At 67.6% G+C, this 13,470-nt stretch carries 15 protein-coding genes; 6 read left to right on the top strand and 9 right to left on the bottom strand.

Annotated features, from left to right (window positions below; genetic code table 11):
* Window positions 1–60: 60 nt before the first annotated feature.
* The 3 genes from V5F66_RS12385 to V5F66_RS12375 all read left to right on the top strand — a co-directional run bounded on the left by V5F66_RS12385 (window position 61) and on the right by V5F66_RS12375 (window position 2,687).
* Window positions 61–1,800: an FMN-binding glutamate synthase family protein gene (locus V5F66_RS12385; RefSeq protein ID WP_394093964.1), complete on the top strand. Its 1,740-nt coding sequence runs from the start codon at window positions 61–63 to the stop codon at window positions 1,798–1,800.
* Window positions 1,801–1,951: 151 nt separating this feature from the next.
* Complete coding sequence (locus V5F66_RS12380; RefSeq protein WP_012114056.1) at window positions 1,952–2,377, top strand: Hsp20 family protein; 426 nt, start codon at window positions 1,952–1,954, stop codon at window positions 2,375–2,377.
* Between the two features lie 40 nt (window positions 2,378–2,417).
* Entirely contained in the window at window positions 2,418–2,687 is a 270-nt protein-coding gene (locus tag V5F66_RS12375) for a BQ00720 family protein (protein ID WP_138401485.1), read from the top strand.
* Window positions 2,688–2,805: 118 nt separating this feature from the next.
* Here V5F66_RS12375 and ptsN read toward each other — a convergent pair whose 3' ends face one another.
* From ptsN to V5F66_RS12355, 4 genes are all read right to left on the bottom strand, one after another.
* A complete protein-coding gene (ptsN, locus tag V5F66_RS12370; RefSeq protein ID WP_012114058.1) occupies window positions 2,806–3,270 on the bottom strand; it encodes a PTS IIA-like nitrogen regulatory protein PtsN in 465 nt (154 codons plus the stop codon).
* A 333-nt stretch (window positions 3,271–3,603) separates the two neighbouring features.
* Window positions 3,604–4,185, bottom strand: a complete 582-nt coding sequence (gene hpf / locus V5F66_RS12365; protein ID WP_012114059.1) for a ribosome hibernation-promoting factor, HPF/YfiA family — start codon at window positions 4,183–4,185, stop codon at window positions 3,604–3,606.
* 184 nt (window positions 4,186–4,369) lie between these two features.
* A complete protein-coding gene (locus V5F66_RS12360; protein WP_394052172.1) occupies window positions 4,370–4,870 on the bottom strand; it encodes a cytochrome b in 501 nt (166 codons plus the stop codon).
* Between the two features lie 16 nt (window positions 4,871–4,886).
* Window positions 4,887–5,687 (bottom strand): RibD family protein, encoded by an 801-nt coding sequence (locus V5F66_RS12355; RefSeq protein ID WP_394093963.1) that lies wholly within the window; start codon window positions 5,685–5,687, stop codon window positions 4,887–4,889.
* Window positions 5,688–5,820: 133 nt separating this feature from the next.
* Here V5F66_RS12355 and ribA point away from each other — a divergent pair, with 133 nt between their 5' ends.
* Together ribA and V5F66_RS12345 are read left to right on the top strand one after the other, a co-directional pair.
* On the top strand, window positions 5,821–6,933 hold the full coding sequence (gene ribA, locus V5F66_RS12350; protein WP_394093962.1) for a GTP cyclohydrolase II RibA: 1,113 nt from the start codon (window positions 5,821–5,823) through the stop codon (window positions 6,931–6,933).
* A 114-nt stretch (window positions 6,934–7,047) separates the two neighbouring features.
* Complete coding sequence (locus V5F66_RS12345) at window positions 7,048–7,800, top strand: SDR family oxidoreductase (RefSeq protein ID WP_394093961.1); 753 nt, start codon at window positions 7,048–7,050, stop codon at window positions 7,798–7,800.
* Between the two features lie 54 nt (window positions 7,801–7,854).
* On the opposite strand, the gene V5F66_RS12340 is transcribed toward V5F66_RS12345, so the two are convergent.
* From V5F66_RS12340 to V5F66_RS12325, 4 genes are all read right to left on the bottom strand, one after another.
* Window positions 7,855–8,418 (bottom strand): 2,4'-dihydroxyacetophenone dioxygenase family protein, encoded by a 564-nt coding sequence (locus V5F66_RS12340; RefSeq protein WP_394093960.1) that lies wholly within the window; start codon window positions 8,416–8,418, stop codon window positions 7,855–7,857.
* A 67-nt stretch (window positions 8,419–8,485) separates the two neighbouring features.
* Window positions 8,486–9,478 carry a transketolase family protein gene (locus tag V5F66_RS12335; protein WP_394007084.1) on the bottom strand — a complete coding sequence of 331 codons (993 nt, stop codon included), beginning with the start codon at window positions 9,476–9,478 and terminating at the stop codon, window positions 8,486–8,488.
* Between the two features lie 18 nt (window positions 9,479–9,496).
* A complete protein-coding gene (locus V5F66_RS12330) occupies window positions 9,497–10,390 on the bottom strand; it encodes a transketolase (protein ID WP_041575383.1) in 894 nt (297 codons plus the stop codon).
* Window positions 10,391–10,641: 251 nt separating this feature from the next.
* Window positions 10,642–11,427 (bottom strand): Bax inhibitor-1/YccA family protein, encoded by a 786-nt coding sequence (locus V5F66_RS12325; RefSeq protein ID WP_012114067.1) that lies wholly within the window; start codon window positions 11,425–11,427, stop codon window positions 10,642–10,644.
* Between the two features lie 409 nt (window positions 11,428–11,836).
* On the opposite strand from V5F66_RS12325, the gene V5F66_RS12320 reads away from it, so the two are divergent.
* Window positions 11,837–12,517, top strand: a complete 681-nt coding sequence (locus V5F66_RS12320) for a hypothetical protein (RefSeq protein ID WP_394052184.1) — start codon at window positions 11,837–11,839, stop codon at window positions 12,515–12,517.
* Window positions 12,518–12,519: 2 nt separating this feature from the next.
* Here the strand turns inward: V5F66_RS12320 and V5F66_RS12315 are convergent, their stop codons facing one another.
* On the bottom strand, window positions 12,520–13,449 hold the full coding sequence (locus V5F66_RS12315) for a DMT family transporter (RefSeq protein ID WP_394052186.1): 930 nt from the start codon (window positions 13,447–13,449) through the stop codon (window positions 12,520–12,522).
* Between the last annotated feature and the right edge of the window lie 21 nt (window positions 13,450–13,470).

Below are 13,470 nucleotides of genomic sequence, written 5' to 3'. Positions count from 1 at the left end.
ATTTTCGCGATTCATTGGTACGCGGAAATGCTCTAGCTTTGCTCTGGGAGGATCGTCGCCATGCACAGAGCCCAAGAGCCGTTCGCTGCCGCGCCGAAGACCGAAAAGCCTGTACCTGCCCCCCTCATCCCCGCACCCGCTCCCCCAAGCCGCCACCTGATCTCGCCCAGCCTTGCCGCCCTGCTCGCCCGCTACAGCGTCTTCATCGCGCTGGTGGCCGGCGCCCTCGTGAGCCTGGTCCTGTCCTTCACCGACCAGTCGGCATGGCTGATCGTGTTCTGCGTGCTGTTCCCGCTGGTGCTGGTGGGCGTGTTCGACATCACCCAGTCCGAGCATTCGCTGCTGCGCAATTATCCGGTGATCGGCTCGGCGCGCTGGATGTTCGAGGCGCTGCGGCCCTATCTGCGCCAGTATCTCATGGAGGACGACCTGTCCGAGCGCCCGTTCAACCGCGAGGAGCGCTCCATCGTCTATGCCCGGGCCAAGAACCAGGAAGACCGCCAGCCCTTCGGCACCGAGTTGGACACCTATTCCGCCGAATATGAGTGGATGACCCATTCCCTCGCCCCGGCACCGGTGGCCCATGAGCCGTTCCGCGTCACCGTGGGCGGGCCGGCCTGTGTGAAGCCTTATTCCGCCTCGGTTCTCAACATCTCGGCCATGAGCTTCGGCTCGTTGGGGCGCAATGCCATCGAGGCGCTCAATCTTGGGGCCAAGACCGGCGGCTTCTATCATGATACCGGCGAGGGCGGCTTCTCGCCCTATCACCGCGTCCATGGCGGCGACATCGTGTGGGAGCTGGGCTCGGGCTATTTCGGCGCCCGCAATCGCGACGGCACCTTCTCGCCCGAGCGCTTCGCCGAGCGCGCCGCCGACCCCCAGGTGAAGATGGTGGAGATCAAGCTCTCCCAGGGCGCCAAGCCCGGTCACGGCGGCGTGCTGCCCGCCGCCAAGGTGACGGCGGAGATCGCCGAGACCCGCGGCATCGCCATGGGCGAGGATTGCATCTCCCCCGCCCGCCATTCCGCCTTCTCGACCCCGGCGCAGATGATGGAGTTCGTTGCCCAGCTGCGCGATCTGTCCGGCGGCAAGCCGGTGGGGCTGAAGCTGTGCGTGGGTCATCCCAGCGAGGTGTTCGCCCTCGCCAAGGCCATGCTGAAGACCGGCATCCGGCCGGATTTCATCGTGGTGGACGGTGCCGAGGGTGGCACCGGCGCGGCGCCGCCGGAGCTCGCCGACCATCTCGGCATGCCGCTGCGAGAAGGGCTGATCCTGGTGCGCAATGCCCTGGTGGGCACCGGTTTGCGGCGGGAGGTGCGGCTTGCCGCCTCGGGCAAGGTCACCTCCGGTTTCTCCATGGCGGCGAACATGGCCATTGGCGCCGACTGGTGCAACGCGGCCCGCGCCTTCATGTTCTCGCTGGGCTGCGTCATGTCTATGCGCTGCCATACCGGCACTTGTCCCACCGGCGTCACCACCAACGATCCCCATCTCCAGCGTGGCCTGGTGGTGCCGGAGAAGGCGGAGCGTGTGGAAAGCTTCCACCGCCACACGGTGCATGCGCTGGCCGAACTGGTGGCGGCCGCCGGCCTCTCCCATCCGGGCGAGCTGCTCCCGCACCATGTGTGGCATCGGGTGAGTCCCATCGAGGTGAAGCCGCTGGACCGGCTCTATCCCTTCCTCGCCGCCGGCGCGCTGCTGGAGGCGCCGGACGAGACCTCCTACGGAGCCGACTGGCAGGCGGCCGACGCTGACAGCTTCGCCCCCCGCTCTGCCGTGGGTCCGCGCCGCGCCGCCTGACCTCCGGCTGGCGTTGCGAGCGGCGCCGTCTTGCAGGGATGGGACATGCTTCCCATATCCGGTCGGTCGGGGTGCCGTAAGGGCCTCGGCGGGCGCGGCCGGACAGGTGCGCGCCCGGCAATGCAAAGTCGCTTGACGAGGGCTTTGACCGATGTCGCGGATGTCTTCGCTGTCGTCCCCGTTCCTCTTGGGGTTCGACGAGGTTGAGCGGGCGCTCGACCGAGTCGCCAAGAGTGCCGAGGGATATCCTCCCTACAATGTGGAGAGGATCGAAGCCGCCGGCGAGCCGCTGCGCCTCAGGATTACCCTGGCGGTGGCGGGCTTTACGGCGGAACAGCTGGAAGTCGTCCTCGACGAGAAGGAGCTGACCATCCGGGGCCGCCAGGTCGAGGATGGCCAGGGTCGCGTATTCCTGCACAGGGGGATCGCAGCCCGGCAGTTCCAGCGCACCTTCGTTCTGGCCGAGGGCATGAACGTGCTCGGGGCGGAACTGAAGAACGGGCTGCTCTCGGTGGATCTGGTTCGCCCGGAACCCGCTCGCCACGCCAAGCGCATCGACATCGTCTCCCGCCCGTGAGGGGAGCGGTGCCGCATTGCCCGGAGTGAGGAGTATTGAGATGACACACGACACCGAACACCAGATCACCCCGGCGGAAATCACCCCCGAAGCCCTCGCGGTCCTCGGCGGCGGCGAGATCGCCTATGTGCGCTCCATCCGTTCGGAGGATGTGCAGGCCCTGTTCCCGCAGGCGCCGCAGATCGCGCCGGGGATGAAGCTATTCACCCTGCATGCGGCGGATGGCACCCCCATCATGCTCACCGACAGCCGCGAGGCGGCCCTCGCCAATGCCATGGAGCACCAGCTGGTGCCCGTGAGCGTGCACTGAGCAGGCTTTCAGCCATGCAGTGACGAGACAGCCAGCTGCCGCGGGTCGCCGGTTCGCATTGGACCGGGGGCTTGCGGCATGCAGCTGATTCGCGTCCTCAGAAGCAGGGATACGCCGGTCAGGCGGCGTTGGAGGCCGACGCCGCCGTGAGCAGTGTGTGGATAGATGTGGCGTCGCGGCTGGCGCGCAGCTTTTCCACCACGTCCGGATCCCGCAGCATGCGGGCGACGCGGGCTAGCGCCTTCAGATGGTCCGCGCCGGCGGCTTCCGGCGCAAGCAGCAGGAAGACCAGATCCACCGGCGCGCCGTCCAGCGATTCGAAATCGATGGGCTTTTCCAGTCGCGCGAACAGTCCGAACAGCTTGGTCAGCCCCGGCAGCTTGCCATGGGGGATGGCGATGCCGTTACCCACGCCTGTGGATCCGAGGCGCTCGCGCTGGAGAAGGGTTTCGAAGATCTCCCGCTGGTCGCGGCCCATCAGGACGGACGCGTGGTGCGACAATTCCTGGAGAGCCTGTTTCTTGCTGCTCGCCCGCAGCGTGGGAAAAATGGCTTCCGGGGCGAGAAGGTCGGCGAGAGGCATGGATCGGATCCCTGCGGCGAGCGGCCGAGGCTCGAAATAAGCGGCGGACGCGAGAGACGGATTCCGGGCAGGCAAGCAGGCCTCTGCTTCCCTGCCCGGACCGATCCGTCTCTGTTCAACACGCGGAGGGTTACCCCCTCCAGGAGGTCGTCGTCGCGGCCTCCATTAATGGGATCGCGCTCCATGCTCAAGCCACGGCCCACGCGCGGACCGGACGGCGTCTGGCCGGAGCCGTTCGGGCCTTTTCAACCCGAACGGTAAATCCGTCTCCGACTTTAAGCAAAGAGTCTGTCTTTCCGACCCGGCTGAGGTGCCACCGGAACGGATCTTTCCCTAGTGGAGATCTTCGCCGGTCGGATCGATCCAGCCCACGTGGCCGTCCGGACGGCGATACACCACGCTGACCCGCCCGTGCCCGGCATGGCGGAACACCACCACCGGTGCCCCGGTGATGTCGAGCTCCACCACGGCATCGGCGACGGAGAGCGATCGCAGGCGGCTCACCTGCTCGGCGACGACGGTGGGGCTCCAGCCTTCCAGCTCCTCATCGGTCTCTGCCTCGGGAGCGGCACTGAGGACGTAGCTCTGGGCGGCGAAGTCGTCCGCGCCGTTGCCGTGGCCCTTCCGATCCTTGAGGCGCTGCTTGTAGCGTCGCAGGCGCTTCTCGATCTTCTCCACAGCGGAATCGGCGCAGGAGTTGGCGTCCTGGGCGCTGCCATGCGCTTGCAGGTTCACACCCGAATCGAGATGGAGCAAGCATTCGGAGCGGTAGCCCGAACCGTCCCTGGAGACGGTGACATGTCCCGACCATCCGCCATCGAAGTATTTGGCGAGGACTTCGGAGACCCGCTCGGTGAGACGCAGACGAAGGGCTTCGCCCACGTCGATATTCTTTCCGGACACGCGTAGGGCCATGCGATTTGATCCCCTATGGAGGGGCCGAGTACTCGACCCATCCTGCATTACAAACCGGCCGGCTACCTAAGTGGTAGGAGTGCTTTGCCGACGTGTCAACGGAAGACGCATGCGAAGCGCCGGCCCCTCACATCTCTCGACACAGGTGTTCCGGCGGCGCCCGCTTGGCGCCTGCTGGCCGAGGTCATGCCTGCCGGCGCGAGAGATGGGGCAGCATGCGCGAGAGCACCCCGTCGCGCTTGATGATGCCGTGCCAAAGGCCAGCTGCGATGTGCAGGATCACCAACGCGGTGATCAGATAGGCGAGCCGCTGGTGCCATGCACCGAACAGGTCGGCGAGGGCGTCGTTCTTGCCCACCAGGTTGGGCAGGGTGAACAGGCCGAATACGCTCACCGACGCACCGAAGGCGTTGGAGGCGAGCCAGCCCAGCGGCGGCATCACCAGCAGCAGTACATAAAGCGCGTAATGCACGACCTCGGCGCCCAGCCACAATGCGAAGGGCAGGTTCGCGGGGCGCGGCGGGGGCGGATTGAGAATGCGAACCACCACCCGCAGCACCGCGAGGCACAGGATGGTGAAGCCGATGGATCGGTGCAGGTCGAAGAACCAGTCCTGCGCCGGCCCCGACGGCAGGTTCATCATGGTGAAGCCGGCGGGGATCACGGCGAGGACCAGCAGCGCCATGATCCAGTGCAGCGCCCTAGCCGGCCGCCCGTAGGCGGCGGGTGCGGGCGGGGTTTGATTGGGAATTGCTGGATTGGGCATCGTCGGCTTGGGCCTCCCCTGCTCGGGCGAGATCGCACGCGAACAGCACGTCCCCGTCCGGAAATACATGCGCCCGCGCGGCGGGCCGCAAGGCGTCCGCCAGAGTGTCGCACGCCTTGCGCGTCAGTCCGATCCGGCCGGCGCCGAGGATGACCGGGGACACGAAAACGTGAAGGGCATCAAGGCATCCCGCCTCCAGGAAGGCCGAGAGCGTGTGCGCCCCGCCTTCCACCAGGATGCGGGTCAGGCCGCGGGCGGCCAGAGCCTCCAGCATGGCTGCGGGCTCGAAGGCGCCCGCCCCCTCCATGGCAACGACTTCCACCCCTTCGGCAACGGGCGCGGCGATTCCGGCCCGGCGCAGGACGAGGCGGCGCGCGCCGTCCGGCGCGAAGCAGCGGGCGGCCGGATCGGCGCGGCCGGAGGGGTCGATGATGACCCGTGCCGGGCTCTGGCCCGCCACGCGGCGGACCGTGAGCAGCGGGTCGTCGGCGATGACGGTTCCAGCCCCCACTACCACTGCGTCTACGTCGGCGCGCAGGGCGTGCAGGTGGTCGAGGGCGTGCGGGCCATTGATATATTTGGATTCGCCGGAGGGCGTCGCGATCCGCCCGTCCAGCGACTGGCCGAGCTGAGCCACCACGAAGGGCCGTTCGCCCTTGTGAATGGGATGATATATCGCCACTTCAGGGGAGATCGTCGCCTGATGCGGCGACCGCCGCCGGGTCGTGTCATCCATCGGTTCTCGCCCGCCGTAGAGATGGAGCATGTGGAGCAGGAACGCCATACGCCGTCGTTTGTTACGACCCTGCTGCGTTTGTGGATCTTTTTCTGGCGCGTTGCGGCGCCGCCTCTGCCTGTAAGGGGTCTTCATGACAACGGTGGTTGACGGTCTCGGTCTTGGCCGGGGCGCGGGAGAGATGGCGGTGGAGCGGGCGCTGGCGGAGCTGCGGGCCGGCCGTGGCGTGCACGTGGCGGCAAACGGCACGGCGGTGCTGGTCATTGGCGCCGAGGCTTTCGATGCCGGAACTGCCGCCGCCCTCACCGCTGCGGGCGCGCGCGACGCCCGCCTCGTGCTGCCGGCCCCACGCCTGCTGAAGCTGGGCGCCCCGCGCGCTCAGGCCGGTTCGGTGTCCCTCCCGACCTTTGATCTGGAACGCGTCGCGGCCCTGGCGCTGCGCGTCGAGGCGCGAGTGGATGCGCCGGTGGCGCCGGCCAATGCCTTCGACCACGCGGCCCTTGAGCTCTTGGGCCTCGCCTTGGTCCTGCCTGCCGCCGTGGTGTGCGTGGTGCCGGAAGCGGCGGTTGCGGGCCTTCTCGCGGTTGGTGCAGCGGACGTGATGGCCTATCGCGCCGGGCAGGTGGCGCGGCTCGCCATCGTCGGGCGCGCGCCGGTGCCTTTGGAAGGCGCACCGGAGACGGAATTCGTGGTTTTCCGAGGGGGCGAGGGCCTGCGCGACCAGGTGGCCATCGTGGTAGGCCGTCCGGACCTGTCCGCCCCGGTGGCGGTGCGGCTGCATTCGGCCTGCCTCACCGGCGACCTGTTCGGCTCGCTGAAGTGCGATTGCGGCGACCAGCTGCGCGACAGCGTGCGCCGCATGGCGGAAGGCGAGGGCGGCATCCTGCTCTATCTGGACCAGGAAGGGCGCGGCAACGGCATCTCCAACAAGATGCGCGCCTATGCCCTGCAGGCCCAGGGCTACGACACCTACGATGCGGACGCCGCACTGGGCTTCGACCTCGACCAGCGCCGCTTCGACTTCGCCGCCGAGATGTTGCGCCAGCTTGGGGCGAAGGCGGTGCGGGTGTTCACCAACAATCCGCAGAAGATCGCGGCGCTGAAGGCGGCGGGACTCGACGTGGTCTCCGACCAGCGGGTGCTCGGCCGCCCCACCGCCGAGAATGTGCGCTACCTCGCCTCCAAGCGCGACCGCGCCGGCCACTACATCGATTTCGACGCCCTGGCCGCCCGCGCGCCGGACTGACGCTTCGGCACGCGAAAAAAGCGGCCGGACCGGTTGTCGGGGCCGTTCGAAACGATTTAAAACCGCACCAGTCACGCACGGCAAGACGTGGGACAGGATGTGGGAGAAGCGGCCATGAGCAAGACGGGGAAGAAGATTGCAATCGTGACCGGGGCGGGCTCCGGCGTCGGGCGGGCGGTGGCGGTGGCGCTGGCCGGGGCCGGCTATGGCGTGGCCCTGGCCGGCCGGCGCCTCGATGCCCTTCAGGAGACCGCCGCCGAGATCGGCGACGACGCCCTGTGCGTGCCCACCGACGTGACCGATCCCGATTCGGTCCGCGCCCTGTTCACCGCCACGGTGGAGAAGTTCGGCCGGGTGGATGTGCTCTTCAACAATGCCGGCACCGGCGCCCCGGCCATTCCCATGGAAGACCTCACCTTCGCCCAGTGGCAGCAGGTGGTGGACACCAACCTCACCGGCCCGTTCCTGTGCACCCAGGAGGCGTTCCGGGTGATGAAGGCGCAGGAGCCGCGCGGCGGGCGCATCATCAACAACGGCTCCATCTCGGCCACCTCGCCGCGACCCTATTCGGCGCCCTACACGGCCACCAAGCACGCCATCACCGGGCTCACCAAGTCCACCTCGCTGGACGGGCGCGTCTACGACATCGCCTGCGGGCAGATCGACATCGGCAATGCCGATACCCCCATGGCGCAGAAGATGAAGGCCGGCGTGCCGCAGGCGGACCTCTCCATCAAGGTGGAGCCGGTGATGGACGTGGCCCATGTGGCGAGCGCGGTGGTCTACATGGCCAGCCTGCCGCTGGATGCCAACGTGCAGTTCATGACCATCATGGCAACCAAGATGCCCCTCATCGGCCGCGGCTGATCTCAACTTTGGCGCGCGCCGGGCCGGCAGGGTGCCGGCCCGGCTGGGTCCTTCTCAGCGGATGAACTGGTCGACGAAGCCCGCGCCGAGGCCTGCTGCCGTGTAGTGAGCCCGGCACTTGTCGATGCGGGTGAAGACATCGTCGAAGCCGGTGACGGCGCCGTCCGGGTCCACGTAGATCATGGTCCCGTTCACCTGGAACAGGGTGATCATCTCGTCCACGTGGGGGTCCACCACCAGGGTGTGGGTCTCCCCCGGCGCCTCGTAGACATAGCCGCCCTCGCTCGCCACCCAGTCGTGTTCCAGATAGCGCCACGAGCCCTTGATGACGTAGCCGTGCACCGGCTGCGGATGGCGATGGCGCGAGAGCACGCCGGCCCGGCGCACCCGCAGCACGCTCATCCAGTAGCCGGACGAGGCGGAGAGCAGGAGCGGGCGGAACCACACGTTCTCCTCGATGGGCACCCACAGCCGCTCGTCCTGCGGCACCGCCGCGGCGATCACCAGCTCGGCCACCGCCTCGGCGGGCTGGGGCTTGCGGTAGGGTTGCCAGCGCTCGTCGAGGGACGCGGGGGCAGAGGCGTAGGGTTCAGGGGCGCGCTGTTCAGCGGTGGTCATTCTGGTCCTCCCTGCGTCGTCCCCGCAGGCCGCGCCGCGGGGATCACGTTCTCGATTTGCGCCGCTATCAGGCCGCCTTGCGCAGCCCCATGGCCTCCCGCGCCACCTCGGCGATGCCCGCCGCGTCGAGGCGGTAATGGGCATAGAGGTGGGTGGGCGGCGCGATCAGGCTGTATTCGTCGTGGATGCCGTGGCGCACCAGGCGCACGCCGGTGCCCTCGTCAGTCAACACCTCGGCGATGGCGCTGCCCAGCCCGCCGAGCACGTTGTGCTCCTCCACGCTCATGAGCACCTTCGAGCGCCCGGCGGCGGCGAGGATGGCGGCCCGGTCGAGGGGCTTGATGGTGGGCATGTCGATGACGCCCACGCTATGGCCTTGCGCGTTCAGTGTCCGCGCCGCCGCCAGCGCCGGATGCACGGTCATGCCGCAGGCGAAGATGGTGATCTCCTCGCCCACCAGATGCTCGATGGCCTTGCCGAAGGTGAAAGGGGTGTCGAGCGGGTACACGTCCGGCTCGCGGCCCCGGCCGATGCGGAAATAGATGGGCTCAGGATAGTCCGCCGAGGCCTTGATGGCGGCCGCGAGCTGCGGGCCGTCGGCGGGCGAGACCACGGTGAGGTCGGCGATGGCCCGCATGGTGGCGATGTCTTCCGTGGCGTGGTGGGAGGTGCCGTAGAAGCCCAGCGAGATGCCGGTGTGATGGCCGATGAGCCGCACCGGCTGGGCGCAATAGGCCACGTCCATGCGGATCTGCTCGCAGCACAACAGCCCGAGGAAGGAGGCGAACGTCGCCACATAGGGCTTGAGCCCGGTGGTGGCGAGGCCGGCGGCGGCGGTCACCATGTTCTGCTCGGAAATGCCGAACTGGATGTAGCGGTCCGGATAGCGTGCGGCGAACTTGTTGAGACCGTTGGAGTATTGCAGGTCGGCGGAGCCTGCCACCACCGGCTCGCCCGCCTCCACCAGGGAGATCAGGGCATCGGAGAGGTGGCTGAGGCCGGGGGTCTGGGCGTTCAGCTCGCGGTATTGCCAGGAATTGGGCGAAAGGGGCCGGTTCATGAAAGGCGTGTCCTAGGCTCAGATGGTGCGGTTCATGATTTCCTCGACGGCGCGGGCGGCGTCCGAGGGGTCGAGATAGCCGAGGTGCCAGCCGGGTTCGGTCTCCATGTAGGAGACGCCCTTGCCCTTCAGGGTGCGGGCGATGATGCAGCAGGGCCGGGTGCGCCCCTCATCCGCCTTCACCTGCCGGAGGAGGGTGGTGAGGGCGTCGAGGTCGTGGCCGTCCACGGTGTGGACCTCCCAGCCGAAGGCGCGCCATTTCTCGTCCAGCGGCTCGATGCCCATCACGTCGTCCACCGCCCCGTCGAGCTGGAAGCCGTTGCGATCGACGATGGCGACGAGGTTCGAGGCCTTGTGGTGGGCCGCCGAGATGGCCGCCTCCCACACCTGGCCCTCCTGCATCTCGCCGTCGCCGAGCATGACGAAGACGTTGAAGGCGCGGTCCTGCATCCGCCCGCCCAGCGCCATGCCGAGGCCGGCTGACAGGGCGTGGCCGATGGAGCCGGAGGAGAAGTCGATGCCGGGCACCTTGCGCATGTCCGGGTGGTCGCCCAGCGGATTGCCGAGGCGGGTGTAGTTGTCCAGCGTCTCGCGGTCGATGTAGCCGAGCTCGGCGAGGATGGGGAACAGGCCCACGGCGGCGTGGCCCTTGCCCATCAGGAAGCGGTCGCGGTCCGGCCGGCGCGGGTCGCCGTGGGTGATGTCCATCACGTCGTAATAGAGGGCGGCGAAGATCTCGGCGGCGGAGAACACCGAGCTGTAGTGGCCGACCTTCGCCACCTCGATCAGCCGGATGGTCTCCAGCCGCACGAAGCGCGCCTTCTCCCGCAACAGGGCAAGGGTCTCGGCGGTGGGACGGAAATTGGACGCGTGCCGCGCGTCGTGGGGCAGGGTGCGTTCGGCTGCGCTCATGAAGGCTCTCTGTCTGGGCGGTCCTCGGGACCGGCAGCTCACCGCCCTCATGCCCCGCGGGAGCGGCGCGGATGAGGGGGGCGGCATCGGCTCCGATTCAATAAAATATGATATATCATCTATCAAGGAGTGTGGCTAGCGGGCTCGGCCGAGAACGCCTCGGGACGCGTGAAACGAAAAAGGCCCCGGCGGATGCCGGGGCCTTGAACCTTCAGAGCGAGGATCGCGACGCTGCCGCCGCGATCTAGGCATCAGTTGTTGCGGTTGCCGAACAGCTGGAGCAGCATCATGAACATGTTGATGAAGTCCAGGTAGAGCGAGAGCGCGCCCATGATGGCCTTCTTGCCCATCACCGAGCCGTCGTCACCGACGAAGTACATCTCCTTGATGCGCTGGGTGTCGTAGGCGGTCAGGCCCGCGAACACCAGCACGCCCACCACGGAGACGATGAACTGCAGCATCGTCGAGCCGAGGAAGATGTTCACCAGCGAGGCGATGATGATGCCGAACAGGCCCATCATCAGGAACGAGCCCATGCCGCTCAGGTCCTTCTTCGTGGTGTAGCCGTAGAGGCTCAGCGCGCCGAAGGAAGCCGCGGTGATGAAGAACACCCGCACGATGCTCTCGTGCGTGTACACGAGGAAGATCGTGGACAGGGACGTTCCCACCAGGGCCGCATAGACCCAGAAGGTGATCTGCGCCGCCGATACGCTCATGCGCTCGATACGGAAGCTCAGGAAGAATACAGCCGCCAGCGGCGCGAACATCACCACCCACTTGAGCGGGCTCACAAACAGCGCGTAGCCGAACTGCGTCAGCATGATGCCGCCCGCCACGCGGCCGGCCGCCTGGCTCGGATCGGTGGTCACCGACAGCAGGTAAATGCCGAGCGCCGCCGCACCCGTGATGGCGAGGCCCAGCGCCATGTAGTTGTAGACGCTGAGCATATACGTGCGGAGGCCCTGGTCGATCGCGGCCTGCGAGCGTGCCACCGACGGGTTGAAACGCCCGGCGACGTTGCGATCATAATCGGACATCGTCGTTCCCCTTTGAGAAATCGAGTGACGCGCCAGCCGGCCGAAACCAAGCCTGCGCGTCCGGGCTCAATATGGTGGGTTCGCGAAAGAGCGGCAAGACAAGCGCGGATGAAATTTACGCAAGGTCACTTAACGTCAGGTGGTGACCCGTCTTCGCACCTGCATATAATTGCAACCGGGCTGGGGCGCGGGCGGAATGGGCACGCAGGGCGCAGACGGAGCGAGCGGGGGAAGGGCTTTTGCTGCACTGCGTCGCGGTGCGGAAGAGCTTTGCCGGCTTGTCGCCTTCAGGGCTCTGGATAGTATCCTGCTGCTAGCCACCCTTACCCTCCTTGCCCCCTCGCGAGCCGGGGCTGGGGTCTGGACCCAGGAGGAGGGGCACGGCCAGGTCATCCTGCAGGGCAGCGCGGTGCATTCGGGCTCGGAATTCGGCCCGTCCTCCGATCTCTACGACAGCCGGCCCTATGACAAGCTGGAGGCGACCCTCGTCTTCGAATATGGCGCCTCCGACTGGCTGACCCTCATCATCGCTCCGCAATTGCTCGCGGTGGACCTGGGCGCGCCGGCGCCCTCCTCCTATGCCGGCCCCGGCTATACGGACGCCGGAGCGCGGGTCCGGATTTATAATGAAAACAATGTGGTGGTGTCGGCGCAGGTGGTCGGCCGCCTTCCAGGCACCGGCAATTCCCAGAGCGCGGCGGCGGTGGGCTACGAGGATCCCGAGCTTGACCTGAGGCTGCTCGCGGGCTGGTCCTTCCCGCTCTTCGGCAAGGCCGCCTTCCTCGATGTGGAGGCGGCCCAGCGCTTGCGCTTCGGCGATCCACCGGACGAGTTCCACCTGGACGTGACCTTGGGCGTGCGGGTGGCCGATCGCTGGCAGGTCCTGTTCCAGTCCTTCAACGTGATCTCGGAAGGCGCAGGGGAGGGGCCGTATTTCGACACCTCGTATGAGTATTACAAGCTCCAGCTCGGCGCCGCCTATGACCTGACCGAGGCGGTGACGCTGGGGGTCGCCGTGGTGTCCACCGTGTTCGCCCGCAACGCGCCGCAGGAGAACGGCGTGGTGCTCACCGGCTTCTACCGCTTCTGACCTCAGCTCTTCCCGGGCGTCGTGGTGACGAGGCGGATGCCCAGCGCGATGGGCACAATGCCGATGAGGTCGAAGGGCGGCACTTTTTCCCCCAGCAGCAGCCAGCCGAACATGAGGCCGAGCGGCGGCATCAGGAAGTGCAGGGCGCTGGCGCGGGTGGCGCTGGTGCGGCCGAGGATGAAGAACCACAGGCTGAACGCCCCCACAGAGCCGGCAAGCGTCAGGTAGGCGAAGGACAGGGCGAGCGGCACGGTGAGGCGTACGTCGGCAAGGTCCTCCCGCCACAGCGCAATCGGCAGCAGGGCGAGCCCGCCGGCAAGGGACTGGATGCCGCTGCCCACCCACAGGGAGGCGGAGGTGCGCACCCGCTTGAACAGCAGCGTCGCTGCCGCCAGCGTCACCAGCGCGCCGGCCACGTAGGCCACCCCCACCGGGTCCTCGTGCCCGGAGACGATGCGCGAGCGCACCACCAGCGCTACCCCCGCCATGCCCAGCACCAGGCCGCCGAGCTTGCGGCCGGTCAGCCGCTCTCCCAGCAAAGGCGCCGCCGCGAGCGCCGTGAGCAGCGGATTGGCGGAGATGAGCACCGCCGTCAGCCCCGATGATACATGGGTCATGCCCACATAGCTGAGGCCGAGATAGCAGGTGTTGTTGAGGATCCCCATCAGCGCCAAAGCAATGAGGTCGCGGCGGGTGAGCCGCGAGAATTCCGCCCGCGGCAGCAGGAGCGCACAGCCCGCCAGCACGATGCTGCCGGCGACGAGGAAGCGGAACGCCAGCAGCAGCAAGGGCGGGCAGTCCGCCAGCGCGATCTTGGCCACGGCAAAGGCCGAGCTCCAGATCAGGCAGAACAGGATGATCAGCACCGGCAGGGCGCTGGGCCGGCCGGCTGGGGCGTGAGGCGCTGCGATGGCGCGGATGGGCAAACTCACGGGGATCTCCTTCGCACCGCC

The sequence above is a fragment of the Xanthobacter versatilis genome (assembly GCF_043193975.1).
Taxonomy (GTDB): Bacteria; Pseudomonadota; Alphaproteobacteria; order Rhizobiales; family Xanthobacteraceae; genus Xanthobacter; species Xanthobacter autotrophicus_E.
The sequence above is the reverse complement of the archived record's forward strand: the minus strand, read 5'-3'. Positions and strand labels throughout refer to the sequence as shown.

Excerpts from the sequence above, each read along its gene's own strand:
- V5F66_RS12335 (WP_394007084.1), bottom strand. The coding sequence starts at position 9,478 with ATGAACCGGCCCCTTTCGCCCAATTCCTGGCAATACCGCGAGCTGAAC.
- V5F66_RS12385 (WP_394093964.1), top strand. The coding sequence starts at position 61 with ATGCACAGAGCCCAAGAGCCGTTCGCTGCCGCGCCGAAGACCGAAAAG.
- V5F66_RS12375 (WP_138401485.1), top strand. The coding sequence starts at position 2,418 with ATGACACACGACACCGAACACCAGATCACCCCGGCGGAAATCACCCCC.
- V5F66_RS12345 (WP_394093961.1), top strand. The coding sequence starts at position 7,048 with ATGAGCAAGACGGGGAAGAAGATTGCAATCGTGACCGGGGCGGGCTCC.
- V5F66_RS12330 (WP_041575383.1), bottom strand. The coding sequence starts at position 10,390 with ATGAGCGCAGCCGAACGCACCCTGCCCCACGACGCGCGGCACGCGTCC.
- ptsN (WP_012114058.1), bottom strand. The coding sequence starts at position 3,270 with ATGCCTCTCGCCGACCTTCTCGCCCCGGAAGCCATTTTTCCCACGCTG.
- hpf (WP_012114059.1), bottom strand. The coding sequence starts at position 4,185 with ATGGCCCTACGCGTGTCCGGAAAGAATATCGACGTGGGCGAAGCCCTT.
- V5F66_RS12360 (WP_394052172.1), bottom strand. The coding sequence starts at position 4,870 with ATGGCGCTGCTGGTCCTCGCCGTGATCCCCGCCGGCTTCACCATGATG.
- V5F66_RS12380 (WP_012114056.1), top strand. The coding sequence starts at position 1,952 with ATGTCGCGGATGTCTTCGCTGTCGTCCCCGTTCCTCTTGGGGTTCGAC.
- V5F66_RS12340 (WP_394093960.1), bottom strand. The coding sequence starts at position 8,418 with ATGACCACCGCTGAACAGCGCGCCCCTGAACCCTACGCCTCTGCCCCC.
- V5F66_RS12355 (WP_394093963.1), bottom strand. The coding sequence starts at position 5,687 with ATGGATGACACGACCCGGCGGCGGTCGCCGCATCAGGCGACGATCTCC.
- V5F66_RS12325 (WP_012114067.1), bottom strand. The coding sequence starts at position 11,427 with ATGTCCGATTATGATCGCAACGTCGCCGGGCGTTTCAACCCGTCGGTG.
- ribA (WP_394093962.1), top strand. The coding sequence starts at position 5,821 with ATGACAACGGTGGTTGACGGTCTCGGTCTTGGCCGGGGCGCGGGAGAG.